The following is a 17705-nucleotide window of genomic DNA, read 5'->3' as shown; positions in this document are numbered from 1 at the left end:
CCCCCCCCCCCCCCCCTCCCCCCTCCCCCTCCCCCCCCCTCCCCCCCCCCCCCCCCCCCCCCCCCCCCCCCCCCCCCCCCCCCCCCCCCCCCACCTTCGCCGGGCAGGTCGAACGGGCCGACGCCGATTATCTGTTCGTGCTCGAAGACGATGACCGCCAGGTAGTCGGGATCAGCGCGCTGACCGGAGCGATTGGACTGCGCGAAGCGTGGTACAACTATCGGGTCGGGGTGACCGTCAGCTCGGCGCCGGAACTGGGCATCCAGCGGCAGATCCCGACGTTGTTTCTCAACAACGAGATGACCGGGCAATCGGAAGTCTGCTCATTGTTCCTGCACCCCGAGCAGCGTCACGGTCACAACGGGCGCCTGTTGTCCCTGGCACGCCTGTTGTTCGTGGCCGAGTTCCCGCAGATGTTCGGTGAAAAACTGATCGCCGAACTGCGCGGGCATGCTGACGAGCAAGGCTGTTCGCCGTTCTGGGACAGCCTGGGCCGGCATTTCTTCAAAAAGGATTTCATTTATGCCGACCAGTTGTCCGGCATGGGTAATAAATCCTTCATTGCCGAGCTCATGCCGCGACAGCCGCTGTACACCTGTCTGCTGACGGAACAGGCCCAAGCGGTGATCGGCAAGGCCCACCCGAACAGCGAACCGGCCATGAGAATCCTCAATGCCGAAGGCTTCAGCCATAAAGGCTATATCGATATTTTCGATGCGGGCCCGGTGATCGAGGCCTCGGTATCGAACATCCGCACCGTGCGTGAAAGCCAGGCGCTGACTTTGGGCATTGGCACGCCGGACCCACGAGCACCGTTCTGGCTGATCCATAACCGGCGCCTGGAAAGCTGCCGTGTCACCAGCGCTAGGGCGCATCAACATGGCCATAGCCTGCTGGTCGACCGACTCACCGCCAAGCGCCTGCAAGTGCAACCGGGGGACACAGTGCGCGCCGTACCATTGCCCGAACGCCGACAAAAGGCGCAGGCGGCGTAACCCGCCAGCCACCAGTAATACTTGCCGACAATTCGTCAATTGCCTTCAAGGAGTTTGAAAACCCATACTTTTGAACGTCGCCATCTGCCACGGCTCTGTTCATGATTAAAACGCTAATTTCCAAAAAGATGCCACCCGAATACATCGCGGAAACCATCAAGACACTCGACATGGCGGCGCAGATCAATCAGTTGATTGTCGACCTCAAGCATCATCCAACATTCGCCACCGCTCGCCCCCGGCGGGCGGTCATCATGAATTTGACCAATCGGCACACCGCAACCCTCACACTGCATAGCAGCGGTATCGGCAACATCAGTATCAAGGCCCCCACACTCGGCAGCAGGGCCTCGCAACTGTATTCAGTACCCGGACAGAGTATTTTATTTGCCATTGACCAACCGTTCGAAGTTCAGCTGTACGCGATCAACTCTCAACAGCTTGAGAAAACCGGGATTTGTCTCATCCATCAAGATAATCCCCTCGTGGTGGATGGCCGCCGAACATTGTTCGACTACCATCGACCTGGCGCCGGGTTGATCGGTCGGATAAATCTGCCCGACAGGACGGCTGACATCGATGTATTTGATCGGACTTCACTGCGCAAAGTCGCCTGGCTACCCCATGACGAAAGCGCGGCACGGTATCTGGTGAGCCTCGAGTTGCTCGAGGCGGTTCAGGACCCCGATAGCGTCAGGGTCGCCGGGGAATTGATCTATCACTATCACCCCGCCGTCGCCTGGAAAGCCTTCCAGACACTCTATCTGGCTGATCCGCAAACGGCGGTGAGCTACGTAGCGCTGTTGAAAAAACACCGCAACGCCCGTCTCGATACCCTGCTCCTGCCATTCGAGCAAGCCGCATGAGGCTGGAAGTATTTGTCGAGCGCTTGAAAAGTTACGACTTGCAACGTGATAAGGATGAAATTCGCGCAGCATTGCAAGCGTTAGCCACCAACCGCTCAGTATTAAGTTCGCATCTGTACGCCACGCTGCAACGAGACGGCTTTGATACACGCAACAGCCTTTACAACGCCTATGGTTTTGTCCTTCACAGTGATGAAGATTTCACTCTGCGCCTGAGTTTCTGGTCCCCCGTGGAGACTCACGATGAGAGTGAAACTTTTATCTACAACGTGAACCACAACCATGACTTTGAAATTTACTCGGTGGGTTATAGCGGCGATGGCTACACCACTGTTATTCGCGAAATACAGGATGACCTGCCACTGCAAAAGGGTAAGAGGCCTCGACTGGGCAAACAGCGAATACTGAAACTTGCCCCAGGGACCGTTCTGTATATGCCAGCACTGCGCGAAATCCACAGGCAAATAGCACCGACCTCAATGTCCGCTTCACTGAGCCTGCTTATTCATCCCGCAGACCTGGAACAGGTCGATGACGCCTGGTGCTTCGATGAAGATTACATACCCGTTCACCCCGGCATAGCGGCGCAAGAGATCGCCTTGTTCGACGATACGTTGTCGTTGCTGAAAGCCGACCCGATGTTTTCCGATAAATCTAAAGAAGGAGATGAACCATGCTTGACCTGATCGAAGACTGGGATGAAGCGCCTTTATTGCGGGCCGGTTCCAATGTGATCGACACCGCCACGCACTTGACGAACGAAACCCACTGCACGATCCCAGGATTTCCGACGCGCTTCAATGTGGGGAACATCCACGAAATCAAGGAAATCTGGAACTTGCCATACCCAGACTGACCCCGCTTTCTTTAGGTCGGCGCGCCCTGCCAGGCTACTGTCCTGCGGGTTGTGGCCTTTCTGACGATGCGCTGAAAGCATGGCCCATGCGCATTCGTCATCTTCTTTTTGCTTGCCACGTGATAGCCTTTGGCTCTTTCGGCGTTGACACTTTTGCTCAAGCCGTTCCATTCCATGGTGGAACTCACATGTCCAGGCTTTCTCATCAAGATTTGCGCCGCAACTTCCGTCAACTGCTGGCCTCCAAGACCTGCTACCACACCGCATCCGTGTTTGACCCGATGTCGGCGCGCATCGCGGCCGACCTGGGTTTTGAAGTGGGGATCCTGGGCGGCTCGGTCGCCTCGTTGCAAGTGCTGGGCGCGCCGGACTTTGCCCTGATCACCCTCAGCGAGTTCGCCGAACAGGCCACCCGCATAGGCCGGGTGGCGCAACTGCCGGTGATCGCCGACGCCGACCACGGCTACGGCAACGCCTTGAATGTGATGCGCACCATCATTGAACTGGAACGTGCCGGCGTGGCCGCACTGACCATCGAGGACACCCTGTTGCCGGCCCAGTTTGGCCGCAAGTCCACGGACCTGATCGGAGTGGCCGAAGGCGTCGGGAAGATTCGTGCGGCGCTGGAGGCGCGCGTCGACCCGGAAATGGCGATCATCGCCCGTACCAATGCCGGGATTCTGCCGGTCCAGGAAATCATCAGCCGTACCCAGCAATATGAACGGGCCGGGGCGGACGGGATTTGCATGGTGGGGGTACAGGATTTCGAGCATCTGGAAAAGATCAGCGAAAACCTGAGCGTGCCACTGATGCTCGTCACCTATGGCAACCCGCTGCTGCGCGACGACAAACGCCTGGCTGAACTGGGCGTGCGGGTGACCATCGACGGCCATGGCGCCTACTTCGCCGCGATCAAGGCCACCTATGACAGCCTGCGCGAACAGCGGCAAATCTTCACCCAGGCTTCAGACCTCAGCGCCACCGAACTGACCCACACCTACACCCAGCCCGAGGAATACATCCGCTGGGCCGAGGAATACATGAGCGTCAAGGAATGATCTGACGTCCAGCCCTGAGGTGCATTCAGGAGCGCATCGCGAGCAGGCTCGCTCCCACAGGAGATCCAGGTGGCCGCGATGCTCCTCTGTGGGAGCGAGCCTGCTCGCGAATGCGGTGGGTCGGCTTGCATCTCTTTTGAAGGTGCCGCCCTCTTCGCGGGCAAGCCCGCCTCCACAGGGGTCTATTGGCGGATGCAAGATTGCCTTCAGCGCCCGCTACGCAGCATTTCCTTGGGCACGTACTTGCCGATCTCGAACTTGCCGATGGCGGCGCGGTGCACTTCGTCCGGGCCGTCGGCCAGGCGCAGGGTGCGTTGCATGGCATACATGTAGGCCAGTGGGAAATCGTTGGAAACCCCGGCCCCACCATGGATCTGAATCGCCCGGTCGATGACCTTCAAAGCGACATTGGGCGCGACGACCTTGATCTGGGCGATTTCGCTCTTGGCCACTTTATTGCCGACAGTGTCCATCATGTACGCTGCTTTCAAGGTCAGCAGGCGCGCCATGTCGATTTCCATCCGTGAGTCGGCGATCTTGTCGACATTCCCACCCAGGCGCGCCAGCGGCTTGCCGAAGGCGGTGCGGCTGACGGCACGCTTGCACATCAATTCCAATGCCCGCTCGGCCATGCCGATGGAACGCATGCAGTGGTGAATCCGTCCTGGGCCAAGGCGCCCCTGGGCAATTTCAAAGCCGCGTCCTTCACCCAACAACACGTTTTCGTACGGCACCCGAACGTTGTCGAACACGACTTCGGCATGACCATGGGGTGCGTCGTCGTAGCCGAACACCGGCAGCGGTCGTACGATTTTTACTCCAGGGGTGTCCACCGGCACCAGGATCATCGAATGCTGGGCATGGCGCGGTGCATCGGGGTTGCTCAGGCCCATGAAGATCAGGATCTTGCAGCGCGGGTCGCAAGCGCCTGAAGTCCACCATTTCTTGCCGTTGATCACCCACTGGTCGCCGTCACGCTCGGCACGGGCAGCCATATTGGTGGCGTCCGAGGAGGCAACGTCCGGCTCGGTCATGGCAAAAGCCGAACGGATCTCGCCGCGCAACAGCGGTTCGAGCCAGCGTTGCTTCTGTTCCTCATTGGCGTAACGCACCAGCACTTCCATGTTGCCAGTGTCCGGCGCCGAGCAGTTGAACGGCTCCGGCCCCAGCAAGGAACGCCCCATGATTTCCGCCAGCGGCGCATATTCCAGGTTGGTCAGGCCGGCACCCAGTTCGGACTCAGGCAGAAACAGATTCCACAGGCCTTCAGCCTTGGCCTTGGTCTTGAGCTCTTCCATGATGGCCGTGGGCTGCCAACGGTCGCCTTCGGCCACTTGCCGTTCGAACACCGCTTCGGCCGGGTAGACGTAGGCATCCATGAACGCCGTGACGCGTTCACGCAGTTCCTGAACCTTGGGGGAATAGGCGAAATCCATGGGCAGCACCTTCTGGCAGAGGTTGTTTTAGGTCATGAAAACGATCCTAGTTCAGCTACGAAAATTTACCTAACCTATTCTCGGCGTGTATTAACATTCATCACCGATATATGGTTCACTGATTTTCATCGCCACCGGGCCCCTCACAACAAGTCAAGAATAAGAGTGCAGCGCCATGAATCTGAGCAAGGTCGATCTCAATCTCTTCATCGTCTTCGATGCGATCTACACCGAAGCCAACCTGACCCGTGCCGGGCAGATCGTCGGCATCACTCAGCCGGCGGTGTCCAACGCCTTGGCGCGTTTGCGCGAAACGTTCAACGACCCATTGTTCGTGCGCACCGCCCAGGGCATGGTGCCCACGCCGATGGCCCAGAACATCATCGGCCCGGTGCGCAACGCCTTGTCGCTGCTGCGGGTATCGGTGCAGGAAAGCCGGATCTTCAACCCGTTGCAGGCAGTCAAGACTTACCGCATCAGCATGACCGACCTCACCGAGGGCGTGATCCTGCCGCCACTGTTCCAGCGCCTGCGCCGTCTGGCGCCGACCGTGGCCATCGAGAGCTTCCTGTCCAAGCGCCGGGAAACCACCAAGGAACTGGCAGCCGGGCGCCTCGACTTCGCCGTGGATGCGCCACTCAATACCGACCCACAGGTGCGCCACGTCAAGCTGATGGAGGACCGTTATGTATGCGCCATGCGCAGAGGCCATCCCTTGGCGGGCAAGGAGAAAATCGGCCTTGACGACTACCTGGCCCAGACCCACGTGCATATCTCCAGCCGCCGCAATGGGCTGGGCTACGTCGACCTGGCCCTGGGCAAGATGGGCATCCAGCGCAAGATTGCCTTGCGCTCGCAACATTATTTGATGGCCTCCCAGGTGTTGCAGCAGACCGATATGGTCATGACCGTCCCGGAACGCTTCGCACGTCGCCACGACCTGCACGCCTTCCAGTTGCCGGTCAACGATGTACCGCCGGTGGAGACCCACCTCTACTGGCATGAAAGCACCGACCAGGACCCGGCCAACCGCTGGATGCGTGAGCAGATGATCGAGCTGTGCCAGCAGGTGACGGCGCATGAGAAGAAGCTGGAGAAGGTCTAGGAAATCGATACTGTGGGAGCGAGCCTGCTCGCGATAGCGTCAGGTCAGTCAGCGCTGATGTCGGCCGATCTACCGTTATCGCGAGCAGGCTCGCTCCCACAGGTTCTGCTTTTACCGTCGAGCACCAACAGCCCTTTGCTTGACGCGAACGTCAACCTGCCTTTAGCTTAGCGCCAGCCCTTTTCGTTTCGAGCGCTTCCATGAGCAGCCAGACCTATAGCATCTCCGACCTCGCCCGCGAGCTGGACATCACCACGCGGGCCATCCGTTTCTATGAGGAACAAGGCCTGCTCAGCCCGGAGCGTCGGGGCCAGGAACGTATCTACTCGCCCCGGGACAAAGTCAGCCTGAAGCTGATCCTGCGGGGCAAGCGCATCGGTTTTTCCCTGGCCGAGTGCCGCGAGCTGATCGAGCTCTACGACCCCACCAGCGGCAACCAGAAACAGCTGCACAGCATGCTGGCGAAAATTGCCGAACGCCGGGAACAACTCGAACAGCAATTGCTGGACATCGAGCAGATGAAACTGGAACTCGACACCGCCGAAGAACGCTGCATCCAGGCGCTGGAGCAGACGATCAACGGTGATGAATAATCCAATGACACAACTGCCTCTGTGGGAGACATCATCGTTCTCGACATCATTGGCAAACCACACAGGTCAACCCCATGTCCCTCCCCTCCTTTGTACGCTTGATCGAAGTCGGCCCCCGTGACGGCCTGCAGAACGAAGCGCAACCCATCAGCGTCGCCGACAAGGTGCGCCTGGTGGACGCCTTGAGCGCCGCCGGCCTGGGCTACATCGAAGTCGGCAGTTTTGTCTCACCCAAATGGGTGCCGCAGATGGCCGGTTCCGCCGAGGTGTTCGCACAGATCCAACGCAAGCCCGGCGTAACATATGGCGCCCTGGCACCGAACCTGCGGGGTTTTGAAGACGCACTCGCCGCCGGCGTGAAAGAAGTGGCAGTGTTTGCCGCCGCCTCCGAAGCATTTTCCCAACGCAACATCAATTGCTCCATCAAGGAAAGCCTGGAACGCTTCGCACCGATCATGCAAGCCGCCCGGCAGCACGGCGTCAGCGTGCGCGGTTACGTGTCCTGCGTGCTGGGCTGCCCGTACGAAGGTGCGGTCAAGCCTGAGCAGGTCGCCTGGGTCGCCCGCGAGTTGTATGAGATGGGCTGCTATGAAGTGTCTCTGGGCGACACCATCGGCACGGGCACTGCCGGCGCCACGCGCAGGATGTTCGAAGTGGTGGGTGCGCAGGTGCCACGGGACAAGCTCGCCGGTCACTTCCACGACACCTATGGCCAGGCCATGGCCAACGTGTACGCCAGCCTGCTGGAAGGCATCGCAGTGTTCGACAGTTCCATCGCCGGCCTGGGGGGCTGTCCTTATGCCAAGGGCGCCAGCGGTAATGTTGCGACCGAAGACGTGCTGTACCTGCTCAATGGCTTGGGTATAGAAACCGGTGTTGATCTGGACGCCCTGATCGACGCCGGTCAACACATCTGTGCCGTGCTAGGTCGCCCTACCGGTTCACGCGTCGCCAAGGCCCGCCGTGCACAGTGAGGTGTTACCGCTGGCTTTGTAACGGCGGCGAAACGAGTAACACGGAAACAATTTGTCAGGTTTGCACCGACAGGATTTTCGGCGAAAAAACCCAACACCCTGATTTATAAGAATTTTTAAAAGTTGGCACGCCACCTGCTATATCTCTGGCATAACAAGAATAAAAAAAAGCAGCAAACCCAATAAAAACAAGACGAAACGACTCTGAGATAACAAAAACAACACGGCAGAGACGCAGCTAACAGATTTTTTTGGAGAAGATGTGCTTTTCAGGGTGCTTCCAGGAGCAACCCGCAACCGGGCAGAGAATAATAAAACTACCTTCAGGTAGCTCCCGAATCGGTTGGATCGCCAGGCGAAAAAGCAGATCAGCGCTCAAAAAAATACGTTTGCTCTTGATCCCGGATGGGGATCGCCAAAAACAGCGGTAAAGGGCCACGGCTGCCAAAAACAACAACAGGCCGCCCCTCAATAATAAAAAAAGAGCACGCGACGACAAATTAAAGGGGAGCTTCGGCTCCCCTTTGTGCTTTCCGGATTTCAGGTTTCTCCTGGCGCAAGCCCTGTGGGAGCGAGCCTGCTCGCGATGGCGCAGTGTCAGCTTGCAGATATATCAACTGTTACACCGCTATCGCGAGCAGGCTCGCTCCCACAGGCGGATTTGCTCAGTCTGCCCTATCACCCAGCTCTTCAATGCTGATTTCGCGCATGCGGAATTTCTGGATCTTGCCGGTCACGGTCATCGGGAACGCCTCGACGAACTTGAAGTGACGTGGCGTCTTGAAGTGCGCAATGCGCTCCTTGCACCAGGCCTGCAATTGCTGCTCCGTGGCGCTGTGGCCGGGATGGAACTTGATCCAGGCGACGATCTCTTCGCCATAGCGCGAACAAGGGATGCCGATCACTTGTACATCGGCCACCGCCGGGTGTGTAAAGAAAAACTCTTCCAGCTCACGGGGGTAAATATTCTCGCCGCCGCGAATGATCATGTCCTTGTTACGCCCGACGATGCAGACGTAACCCTGCTCGTCCATCGTCGCCAGGTCGCCGGTATGCATCCAACGTTCCTGGTCGATGACACCGGCAGTGCCTTCGGGATTGTTCCAGTAGCCGAGCATCACGCTGTAACCGCGGGTACACAGCTCGCCGATGGTACCCCGGGGCACGAGGTCTCCGGCCTCGTCGATGATCTTGCTTTCCAGGTGCGGCTGGGTGCGCCCGACGGTGGTCACGCGCAGCTCCAGCTCATCCGCAGGACCGGTCTGCAGTGACACCGGACTGGTTTCGGTCATGCCGTAGGCAATCTGCACTTCACTCATGTGCATCTCGCCGATTACCCGCCGCATCACTTCAATCGGACAGGTGGCCCCGGCCATGATCCCGGTGCGCAGGCTGGACAGGTCGAACTCGCCCCGCTGCGGCTGGTCGAGCATGGCGATAAACATGGTCGGTACGCCGTACAACGCGGTGGCCTTTTCGTCGGCGACGGTCTTTAACGTCAATAGCGGATCAAAGGCATCGTTGGGGTAGATCATGGTGCTGCCATGGGTCATGCAGCCCAGGTTGCCCATGACCATGCCGAAGCAATGGTAGAGCGGCACCGGGATCACCAACCGGTCGATGTCGCTCAGGCCCAGGCTTTCGCCGACCATGTAGCCATTGTTGAGAATATTGTAATGACTGAGAGTCGCGCCCTTGGGGAAACCGGTGGTACCGGAGGTGTACTGGATATTCACCGCTTGATCGTAATGCAGGCTGGATTGGCGCTCGGCCAGTCGCGCAGGCGTCACCGCTGCGCCAAGGGCTGTCAATTGCGACCAGGGCAGGAAACCGGATGGGGGCTGGGGATCGAGGCTGATCACCCCACGCAACTCCGGCAGGCGCTCGCTGCGCAAGTGGCCGATTGACTGCTCGGCCAACTCCGGCGCCAGGGCTTGCAGCATCGCGTGGTAGTCCGAAGTCTTGAACGCACCGGCACACACCAGCCACTGGCAGCCGGATTGTTTAAGCACGTACTCCAGTTCGGAAGTGCGATAGGCCGGGTTGATGTTGACCAGGATCACGCCGATCTTCGCACTGGCGAACTGGCTGATGCACCATTGAGCGCAATTGGGCGCCCAGACACCGAGGCGATCGCCGGGCTGCAAACCCAGCGCCAGCAAGGCCCGGGCGTGCAGGTCCACCGCTTCGGCCAGCTGCCGCCAGGTGTAGCGCAACGACTGGTGACGAACCACCAGCGCCTCGCCGTCGGGATACCGCTGAACGGTCTGGTCGAAAGCCTCGCCGATGGTTTGCGCCAGCAGACCCTTGGCCTGCGAGCCTCGGGTGTAGCTGAGCTGCGATTGCGAACCGGGTTGATCCATGACGCCCCCTCTTGTCTTTATTAGTGGGTGTAGCGGTGAACCTTGTGCACACAGGCTTCTGTGGCGAGGGAGCTTGCTCCCGCTCGGCTGCGCAGCAGTCGTCATAGTAAGCACGCGAAAACTAGATACGAGCGCTACGCGCTTGAGCGGGAGCAAGTTCCCTCGCCACAAAAGCTGATAAAGCGCTCTTACTCTCGCTCAAGTTGACGTTAACGTAAAGGCGATTGACAGCCATCCATCGCAGGCTTACGTTAACGTAAAGGTGAGAGCCACTTCATCGCTCCTCCACACCCTACAAAAAAGCCAAAGGTGTCCCATGAGCTACCCATCCCTGAATTTTGCCCTCGGCGAAACCATCGACATGTTGCGCGACCAGGTACAAGCCTTCGTCAAGGCCGAGCTGGCCCCTCGCGCGGCTCAGATCGACAGCGACAACCTGTTTCCTGCCGACATGTGGCGCAAGTTCGGCGACATGGGCCTGCTGGGCATCACCGTACCGGAAGAATACGGCGGCGCGGGCCTCGGCTATCTGGCCCATGTGGTGGCGATGGAAGAAATCAGCCGTGGCTCGGCGTCGGTCGCCCTGTCCTACGGCGCTCACTCCAATCTCTGCGTCAACCAGATCAACCGTAACGGCAACCATGATCAGAAAATCAAATACCTGCCCAAGCTGATCAGCGGCGAGCATATCGGCGCGCTGGCGATGAGCGAGCCGAACGCCGGTTCCGACGTCGTCTCGATGAAATTACGCGCCGACAAGCGTGGCGACCACTACGTACTCAACGGCAGCAAGACCTGGATCACCAACGGCCCGGATGCCAACACCTACGTGATCTATGCCAAGACCGACCTGGAAAAAGGTCCCCACGGCATCACCGCGTTCATTGTCGAACGCGACTGGAAAGGCTTCAGCCGCAGCAACAAGTTCGACAAGCTCGGCATGCGCGGCTCCAACACCTGCGAGCTGTTCTTCGATGACGTCGAAGTGCCGGAAGAAAACATTCTCGGCGTGCTCAACGGCGGTGTGAAAGTGCTAATGAGTGGTCTGGACTACGAACGGGTGGTGTTGTCCGGCGGCCCGACCGGGATCATGCAAGCCTGCATGGATCTGATCGTCCCGTACATTCATGACCGCAAGCAGTTCGGCCAGAGCATCGGCGAATTCCAGTTGATCCAGGGCAAAGTCGCAGACATGTACACCCAGCTCAATGCCAGCCGCGCCTACCTGTATGCCGTGGCTCAGGCCTGCGAGCGCGGCGAAACCACCCGCAAGGATGCTGCCGGGGTGATTCTCTACAGTGCTGAACGCGCCACCCAGATGGCCCTCGACGCGATCCAGATTCTCGGCGGCAACGGCTACATCAATGAATTCCCGGCCGGTCGCCTGCTACGGGACGCCAAGTTGTATGAAATCGGTGCCGGCACCAGTGAGATTCGTCGCATGTTGATCGGTCGCGAACTGTTCAACGAAACGAAATGAATTTCGTCAGCTACGAGCAACAAGCGGCAAGCGAACTGCGCTCTTGCTTGTAGCTTGTGGCTTGAAGCTCAAAGCTGCTACGGAGTAGCCATGATTCTGCACACCCAGCTCAACCCGCGTTCGCCCGACTTCATCGCCAACCGCGACGCAATGCTCGAACAGGTCGAAGCGCTGCACACCTTGCTCGCCCAGGTCCGACAAGGCGGCGGCCTCAAGGCCCAGGAGCGGCATACTTCACGGGGCAAACTGCTGCCGCGTGAACGCATCAACCGATTGCTCGATCCCGGCTCGCCGTTCCTGGAAATCAGCCCCCTCGCCGCTCATCAGGTCTATGGTGAAGACGTGCCCGCCGCCGGCGTGATTGCCGGCATAGGTCGGGTGGAAGGCGTCGAATGCATGATCGTCGCCAACGACGCGACGGTCAAAGGCGGCTCCTACTACCCGCTGACCGTGAAGAAACATTTGCGCGCCCAGGCCATCGCCCAGCAGAACCGCCTGCCCTGCATTTACCTGGTGGATTCCGGCGGCGCTAATTTGCCGCGTCAGGACGAGGTGTTTCCGGACCGCGAGCACTTCGGGCGGATTTTCTTCAACCAGGCCAACATGAGCGCCCAGGGCATCCCTCAGCTGGCGGTGGTGATGGGCTCCTGCACCGCTGGCGGCGCCTATGTGCCGGCGATGGCAGATGAAGCCATCATGGTCCGCCAACAGGCGACCATTTTCCTGGCCGGCCCGCCCCTGGTAAAAGCCGCCACTGGCGAAGTGGTCAGCGCCGAGGACCTGGGCGGTGCCGATGTGCATTGCAAGATTTCCGGAGTCGCCGACCACTACGCCGACAGCGACGAACATGCCCTGGCCCTGGCCCGGCGCAGCGTGGCCAACCTAAACTGGCGCAAACTCGGTGAGCTGCAGCAACGCCAACCCATCGCCCCGCTGTATTCGGGTGACGAGTTGTACGGCGTGGTTTCAGCCGATCCCAAACAACCGTTCGATGTCCGGGAAGTGATCGCACGCCTGGTGGACGGCTCGGTATTCGATGAGTTCAAGGCGCTGTTCGGCACGACGCTGGTGTGCGGCTTTGCCCATCTGCACGGTTACCCGGTCGCGATCCTGGCCAACAACGGCATTCTGTTTGCCGAGGCGGCGCAAAAAGGCGCGCATTTCATCGAGCTGGCCTGCCAACGCGGCATTCCGCTGCTGTTCCTGCAGAACATCACGGGTTTCATGGTCGGCCAGAAATACGAGGCCGGCGGGATCGCCAAGCATGGGGCGAAGCTGGTGACCGCCGTGGCTTGCGCCAAAGTACCGAAATTCACCGTGATCATCGGCGGCAGTTTCGGGGCGGGCAACTACGGTATGTGTGGCCGGGCGTACGACCCGCGGTTCCTGTGGATGTGGCCGAATGCGCGAATCGGCGTGATGGGTGCCGAACAGGCGGCCGGGGTGCTGGTTCAGGTCAAGCGCGAACAGGCCGAGCGCAGCGGCCATCCGTTCAGTGCCGATCAGGAAGCCGAGATCAAGCAGCCGATCCTCGACCAGTACGAAGAACAGGGACACCCCTATTATTCCAGCGCAAGACTCTGGGACGACGGCGTCATCGACCCCGCCCAGACCCGCGATGTACTGGGTCTGGCCTTGTCCGCGTCACTCAACGCGCCTATCGAACCGAGCCGCTTCGGCGTGTTCCGGATGTAAACGGGGAATGCCCATGGAAAATTTCAACACCCTGGAACTGCTCACCGATTCCCGTGGCGTCGCCACCCTGTGGCTGAGCCGCGAGTCGAAGAACAATGCCTTCAACGCCGAGATGATCCGCGAGCTGATCCTGGCCCTGGACCAGATCAGCAGCGATCCGAGCCTGCGCTTCCTGCTGATTCGCGGCCGCGGCAAACATTTCAGCGCCGGTGCCGACCTGGCCTGGATGCAGCAATCGGCCGAGCTCGACTACCACACCAACCTCGACGACGCCCGTGAGCTGGCGGAACTGATGTACAACCTCGCCAAACTGAAGATTCCCACGCTGGCAGTCGTCCAGGGCGCGGCGTTCGGCGGTGCGCTGGGGCTGATCAGCGCCTGTGACATGGCCATCGGTGCCGATGAAGCACAGTTCTGCCTGTCGGAAGTACGCATTGGCCTGGCACCGGCGGTGATCAGTCCGTTCGTGGTGCAGGCGATCGGCGAGCGGGCAGCGCGACGTTACGCCTTGACCGCCGAACGCTTCGGTGGCCAACGTGCGAAAGAGATCGGTTTATTGTCGGAAAGTTACCCGGCCGAGACGCTGGATGATCAGGCCGAGCAATGGATCGCCAACCTGTTGCTCAATAGCCCGGCGGCCATGCGCGCCAGCAAGGAACTGCTGCGTGAAGTCGGCAACGGCGCCCTCACCCCGGCGCTGCGACGCTACACCGAAAACGCCATCGCCCGCATCCGCGTCAGCCCCGAGGGTCAGGAAGGCCTGCGGGCATTCCTGCAAAAACGTACGCCGAGCTGGCAAGCCGAGCCGAACAACAAGGAGCCGCGTCAATGAGCGCCCCTGCCATCACCACTTTGCTGGTCGCCAACCGCGGCGAAATCGCCTGCCGTGTGATGCGCACCGCCAAGGCCATGGGTCTGACCACCGTGGCGGTGCACAGCGCCACCGACCGTAATGCTCGCCACAGCCGTGAAGCCGACATCAGCGTTGATCTGGGCGGCAGCAAGGCGACGGACAGCTATCTGCAGATCGACAAGGTGATCGCCGCCGCCCAGGCCAGTGGCGCCCAAGCGATCCATCCTGGCTACGGCTTCTTGTCCGAGAACGCCGGGTTCGCCCGGGCGATTGAAAACGCCGGTTTGATCTTCCTCGGCCCGCCGGCCTCGGCCATTGATGCAATGGGCAGCAAATCCGCGGCCAAGGCCCTGATGGAAACTGCCGGCGTGCCCTTGGTGCCGGGCTATCACGGCGAAGCCCAGGACCTTGAAACCTTCCGTGAGGCTGCCGAGCGCATTGGCTATCCGGTGTTGCTCAAGGCCACCGCGGGCGGTGGCGGCAAGGGCATGAAGGTCGTCGAGGAAGTCAGCCAACTGGCCGAAGCCCTGGCCTCGGCACAACGTGAAGCGCAATCGTCGTTCGGCGATTCGCGGATGCTGGTGGAAAAATACCTGCTCAAGCCGCGCCACGTGGAAATCCAGGTCTTCGCTGATCGTCACGGCAACTGCCTGTATCTCAACGAGCGCGATTGCTCGATCCAGCGCCGCCATCAGAAAGTGGTAGAGGAGGCCCCTGCCCCCGGCCTGACCCCACAGTTGCGCAGGGCGATGGGGGAAGCAGCAGTACGCGCAGCCCAGGCCATCGGCTATGTCGGGGCAGGCACGGTGGAGTTCCTGCTGGACTCGCGGGGTGAGTTTTTCTTCATGGAGATGAACACCCGGTTGCAGGTCGAGCACCCGGTCACCGAAGCGATCACCGGATTGGACCTGGTGGCCTGGCAGATCCGCGTCGCCCAGGGCGAGCCGTTGCCTATCACCCAGGAGCAAGTGCCGTTGCGGGGTCATGCGATCGAAGTACGCCTGTATGCCGAAGACCCGGCCAACGATTTCCTGCCGGCTACCGGGCGCCTGGCGCTGTACCGCGAATCGTCCCAAGGACCGGGACGCCGGGTCGACAGCGGGGTTGAAGAAGGCGATGAGATCTCGCCGTTCTACGACCCGATGCTCGGCAAGTTGATTGCCTGGGGAGAAAACCGTGAGCAGGCGCGATTGCGCTTGCTCGGCATGCTCGATGAGTTCGCCATCGGTGGGCTCAGGACCAATATCGGTTTTCTGCGGCGCATCGTCGCTCATCCTGCTTTCGCAGCGGCGGAGCTGGATACCGGATTTATCCCACGTCACCAGGCGCAATTACTGCCGGAGCAGGGGGAGCTGGACGACGGATTCTGGTATGCCGCCGCTCAAGGTTTCGCCTTGAGTCTCACGCCCCGCGTACGACCTGATGACGTGTACTCACCCTGGGCCGATACCGCCGGGCTGCGCCTGGGATTGGCGAACGAAATCACCCTGCACCTGAGCTGCGAAGGTCAGGACCGGGCGATTACCCTGGACATGACGGCCGGTTGCGCTGAACTGAAAGGCGAGCAACTGGTGGTCGAGCACAATGGGCTGCGCCGCAATCATCAGGCGATCCGCCAAGGCGATAGCCTGTATCTGCAATGGGCGGATGACCTGCACCGAATCGATCTGTTCGATCCGCTGGCCGCTGCAGAAGCCAGTCACGGTCACCAAGGAGGCCTGACCGCGCCCATGAACGGCAGCATCGTCCGGGTTCTGGTGAGCATCGGCCAGACCGTGGAGGCCGGGGCGCAATTGGTGGTTCTGGAGGCGATGAAAATGGAGCACAGCATCCGTGCGTCCAAGGCCGGGGTGATCAAGGCGCTGTACTGCCAGGAAGGTGAAATGGTCAGTGAGGGCAGCGCCCTGGTGGCGTTCGAGGAGTAGGAATCGGCCCGTTCCAGGAGCCGATCCGGTCAGAACCTGATCGTCGCCTGCACCACCACGCCGATGATGCGGCATTGTTCGGTGTAGAGGTTTTTCGGGTAAGTCGGATTGAGCGGGACCAGGTAACGCTGCCCGCTCTCCTCGATCAGCTTACGAAAGGTCGCGTCGCTGCTGCCGGGCAAGTACGCGACGACCAGTTTGCCGGGCACCGCCTCGACGGCCGGGTCTACAAGGATCGACATTCCCTCGGGGATGCTCAACCCGCTCGGCGCCGTCATCGCATCACCCACCACTACCAGCCAGAACGCGTCTCCCCGGGCATGGTAATCCGTCAGTTCATAGCGTGAAGGGCTGTAGGCACCTGGGTCGCCTTCGCGGATGTTGTTCAGTTCATGCCATTCACTGACCGGATAGCGGAAGTACGGGTTGTACTTGTGCGCCAGGGCCATGCCCTCTTCGGTGGAAGTGTCCGGCTCACGAATCACCGTTGCTACTTCAAGAAATTCCAGTCCTAGCTCCTTCAGGACTCGATTCATGTCTTTGACACTGGGCTCCCGGCGTTTGGTCAACCAATGGCCGACGCCGCCCTGGGACATTCCCAACCGTTCTGCAAGCACCACCTGCGTGATGTGCAGCTCCTTCATTTTGGCCTTGACCAACTCTATCCATTTATCCATGTGCGGCACGATACGTGGGCGCCTCCGACCCTCAAAACACAACTTGTAGTATTTAAATTATCGTCACAATTACGACAGGTACTATTCTGGATTCAGGAGTTCAGCCCTCTACACGGAGATTCCCGACACCATGGACACATCCAATAAAGACCTGCCCAACAGCCCATTCAACGGCACATTTCCTCCGCTTCAGGATTGTCCTGCAGCCCAGCGCGCCCTTGACTATTACTTGAAACCAGCTGTTTCGGAGGAAAAGACGGAACATCGATTCTTTGACGTGAATCGCAACATTGGTGCCGAGGAAGCCTTGGTTCACGCCTGCGACTTACTGCGATGTGCAGCTGCCACCGCTCATGAGTCGGCCAATCGGCTGGATGGCTCGAGCCGCGACCTCGCCTTCTCGGTGGTGCATATGATCGATCTGGTCAAGGTGATGCTTGACCGATCCCTGGATGGCTACCCTACTCGCCAGGTGTAACCCTTGGGAAGGTCGTCACGAAGGTGGACGACCAGAAAAAAGATTCCAATCGACGCGATAAAATCATTTGACTTGCAAATGATAATGATTATTATTGCATCAGCTGGTCGCGAGATCAGTCGATAGACCAGAAAACCTTAGGTCGGACTTCTGGAATATCTCCTCATCAGGCTAATCACGGTTTTTGACCCGGCTTTTTGCCGGGTCTTTTTTTTTGCCGATTTTCGGCTTATGGCTTCAGGCTAATGAAGTCTTTGATGTTGCTGATTCGATGGCGGCGATGATAGCAAATGAATATCCATTTACAAAAGTCCGGCACCGCTCGCATCGGCCAGGCAGCATCGACAACCC

At 59.7% G+C, this 17705-nt stretch carries 15 protein-coding genes and 1 pseudogene; 13 read left to right on the top strand and 3 right to left on the bottom strand.

The annotated features are described in order from the left end of the window. Window positions 1-92 precede the first annotated feature (92 nt). The 5 genes and pseudogenes from ACLEJR_RS23940 to ACLEJR_RS23920 all read left to right on the top strand — a co-directional run. Window positions 93-995, top strand: a pseudogene (locus ACLEJR_RS23940) (arginine N-succinyltransferase); the annotation flags it as partial. A 101-nt stretch (window positions 996-1096) separates the two neighbouring features. After that, entirely contained in the window at window positions 1097-1861 is a 765-nt protein-coding gene (locus ACLEJR_RS23935; protein WP_440816953.1) for a hypothetical protein, read from the top strand. Then, window positions 1858-2547, top strand: coding sequence for a transposase (locus tag ACLEJR_RS23930; RefSeq protein WP_440816950.1), 690 nt, complete (start codon window positions 1858-1860; stop codon window positions 2545-2547). Before ACLEJR_RS23935 ends, ACLEJR_RS23930 begins: the two co-directional genes overlap by 4 nt. Then, window positions 2535-2717, top strand: a complete 183-nt coding sequence (locus tag ACLEJR_RS23925; protein ID WP_440816947.1) for a hypothetical protein — start codon at window positions 2535-2537, stop codon at window positions 2715-2717. The genes ACLEJR_RS23930 and ACLEJR_RS23925 overlap by 13 nt, the downstream gene beginning before the upstream one ends. A 188-nt stretch (window positions 2718-2905) precedes the next feature. Further along, window positions 2906-3775, top strand: a complete 870-nt coding sequence (locus tag ACLEJR_RS23920; protein WP_440795453.1) for an isocitrate lyase/PEP mutase family protein — start codon at window positions 2906-2908, stop codon at window positions 3773-3775. A 206-nt stretch (window positions 3776-3981) separates the two neighbouring features. Here ACLEJR_RS23920 and ACLEJR_RS23915 read toward each other — a convergent pair whose 3' ends face one another. Then, window positions 3982-5211 carry an acyl-CoA dehydrogenase gene (locus tag ACLEJR_RS23915; protein WP_440795451.1) on the bottom strand — a complete coding sequence of 410 codons (1230 nt, stop codon included), beginning with the start codon at window positions 5209-5211 and terminating at the stop codon, window positions 3982-3984. A 175-nt stretch (window positions 5212-5386) separates the two neighbouring features. On the opposite strand from ACLEJR_RS23915, the gene ACLEJR_RS23910 reads away from it, so the two are divergent. The 3 genes from ACLEJR_RS23910 to ACLEJR_RS23900 all read left to right on the top strand — a co-directional run bounded on the left by ACLEJR_RS23910 (window position 5387) and on the right by ACLEJR_RS23900 (window position 7883). Then, on the top strand, window positions 5387-6316 hold the full coding sequence (locus tag ACLEJR_RS23910; protein WP_440795449.1) for a LysR family transcriptional regulator: 930 nt from the start codon (window positions 5387-5389) through the stop codon (window positions 6314-6316). Between the two features lie 200 nt (window positions 6317-6516). Continuing rightward, on the top strand, window positions 6517-6909 hold the full coding sequence (locus ACLEJR_RS23905; protein WP_440795447.1) for a MerR family transcriptional regulator: 393 nt from the start codon (window positions 6517-6519) through the stop codon (window positions 6907-6909). 74 nt (window positions 6910-6983) lie between these two features. Beyond that, window positions 6984-7883, top strand: coding sequence for a hydroxymethylglutaryl-CoA lyase (locus tag ACLEJR_RS23900; RefSeq protein ID WP_440795445.1), 900 nt, complete (start codon window positions 6984-6986; stop codon window positions 7881-7883). Window positions 7884-8548: 665 nt separating this feature from the next. Here the strand turns inward: ACLEJR_RS23900 and ACLEJR_RS23895 are convergent. Then, the gene (locus tag ACLEJR_RS23895) at window positions 8549-10246 is read right to left on the bottom strand and encodes an AMP-binding protein (protein ID WP_440816944.1); all 1698 of its coding nucleotides are present in this window, start codon (window positions 10244-10246) and stop codon (window positions 8549-8551) included. A gap of 316 nt (window positions 10247-10562) precedes the next feature. On the opposite strand from ACLEJR_RS23895, the gene ACLEJR_RS23890 reads away from it, so the two are divergent. From ACLEJR_RS23890 to ACLEJR_RS23875, 4 genes are all read left to right on the top strand, one after another. Next, window positions 10563-11726: an isovaleryl-CoA dehydrogenase gene (locus ACLEJR_RS23890; RefSeq protein WP_440795441.1), complete on the top strand. Its 1164-nt coding sequence runs from the start codon at window positions 10563-10565 to the stop codon at window positions 11724-11726. Window positions 11727-11816: 90 nt separating this feature from the next. Further along, window positions 11817-13421, top strand: a complete 1605-nt coding sequence (locus tag ACLEJR_RS23885) for a carboxyl transferase domain-containing protein (protein WP_440816942.1) — start codon at window positions 11817-11819, stop codon at window positions 13419-13421. Between the two features lie 13 nt (window positions 13422-13434). Further along, window positions 13435-14253 (top strand): gamma-carboxygeranoyl-CoA hydratase, encoded by an 819-nt coding sequence (locus ACLEJR_RS23880; protein WP_440795437.1) that lies wholly within the window; start codon window positions 13435-13437, stop codon window positions 14251-14253. Then, entirely contained in the window at window positions 14250-16199 is a 1950-nt protein-coding gene (locus ACLEJR_RS23875) for an acetyl/propionyl/methylcrotonyl-CoA carboxylase subunit alpha (protein WP_440816940.1), read from the top strand. The genes ACLEJR_RS23880 and ACLEJR_RS23875 overlap by 4 nt, the downstream gene beginning before the upstream one ends. Before the next feature lie 29 nt (window positions 16200-16228). Here the strand turns inward: ACLEJR_RS23875 and ACLEJR_RS23870 are convergent, their stop codons facing one another. Continuing rightward, complete coding sequence (locus ACLEJR_RS23870; RefSeq protein WP_440795434.1) at window positions 16229-16876, bottom strand: LexA family protein; 648 nt, start codon at window positions 16874-16876, stop codon at window positions 16229-16231. A 130-nt stretch (window positions 16877-17006) separates the two neighbouring features. On the opposite strand from ACLEJR_RS23870, the gene ACLEJR_RS23865 reads away from it, so the two are divergent. Next, window positions 17007-17354 (top strand): DUF6124 family protein, encoded by a 348-nt coding sequence (locus ACLEJR_RS23865; protein WP_440795432.1) that lies wholly within the window; start codon window positions 17007-17009, stop codon window positions 17352-17354. Window positions 17355-17705: the final 351 nt, after the last annotated feature.

This window comes from Pseudomonas sp. SMN5, from assembly GCF_052041925.1.
Classification (GTDB): Bacteria; Pseudomonadota; Gammaproteobacteria; order Pseudomonadales; family Pseudomonadaceae; genus Aquipseudomonas.
Note: the sequence above shows the minus strand (reverse complement) of the source record. Positions and strands in the feature narration are given on the sequence as shown.

Bases quoted from the DNA above. Each gene is read 5' to 3' on its own strand.
- ACLEJR_RS23890 (WP_440795441.1), top strand. From the start codon at position 10,563: ATGAGCTACCCATCCCTGAATTTTGCCCTCGGCGAAACCATCGACATG.
- ACLEJR_RS23910 (WP_440795449.1), top strand. From the start codon at position 5,387: ATGAATCTGAGCAAGGTCGATCTCAATCTCTTCATCGTCTTCGATGCG.
- ACLEJR_RS23865 (WP_440795432.1), top strand. From the start codon at position 17,007: ATGGACACATCCAATAAAGACCTGCCCAACAGCCCATTCAACGGCACA.
- ACLEJR_RS23915 (WP_440795451.1), bottom strand. From the start codon at position 5,211: ATGGATTTCGCCTATTCCCCCAAGGTTCAGGAACTGCGTGAACGCGTC.
- ACLEJR_RS23930 (WP_440816950.1), top strand. From the start codon at position 1,858: ATGAGGCTGGAAGTATTTGTCGAGCGCTTGAAAAGTTACGACTTGCAA.
- ACLEJR_RS23885 (WP_440816942.1), top strand. From the start codon at position 11,817: ATGATTCTGCACACCCAGCTCAACCCGCGTTCGCCCGACTTCATCGCC.
- ACLEJR_RS23880 (WP_440795437.1), top strand. From the start codon at position 13,435: ATGGAAAATTTCAACACCCTGGAACTGCTCACCGATTCCCGTGGCGTC.
- ACLEJR_RS23895 (WP_440816944.1), bottom strand. From the start codon at position 10,246: ATGGATCAACCCGGTTCGCAATCGCAGCTCAGCTACACCCGAGGCTCG.
- ACLEJR_RS23935 (WP_440816953.1), top strand. From the start codon at position 1,097: ATGATTAAAACGCTAATTTCCAAAAAGATGCCACCCGAATACATCGCG.
- ACLEJR_RS23870 (WP_440795434.1), bottom strand. From the start codon at position 16,876: ATGGATAAATGGATAGAGTTGGTCAAGGCCAAAATGAAGGAGCTGCAC.
- ACLEJR_RS23905 (WP_440795447.1), top strand. From the start codon at position 6,517: ATGAGCAGCCAGACCTATAGCATCTCCGACCTCGCCCGCGAGCTGGAC.
- ACLEJR_RS23920 (WP_440795453.1), top strand. From the start codon at position 2,906: ATGTCCAGGCTTTCTCATCAAGATTTGCGCCGCAACTTCCGTCAACTG.
- ACLEJR_RS23875 (WP_440816940.1), top strand. From the start codon at position 14,250: ATGAGCGCCCCTGCCATCACCACTTTGCTGGTCGCCAACCGCGGCGAA.
- ACLEJR_RS23900 (WP_440795445.1), top strand. From the start codon at position 6,984: ATGTCCCTCCCCTCCTTTGTACGCTTGATCGAAGTCGGCCCCCGTGAC.
- ACLEJR_RS23925 (WP_440816947.1), top strand. From the start codon at position 2,535: ATGCTTGACCTGATCGAAGACTGGGATGAAGCGCCTTTATTGCGGGCC.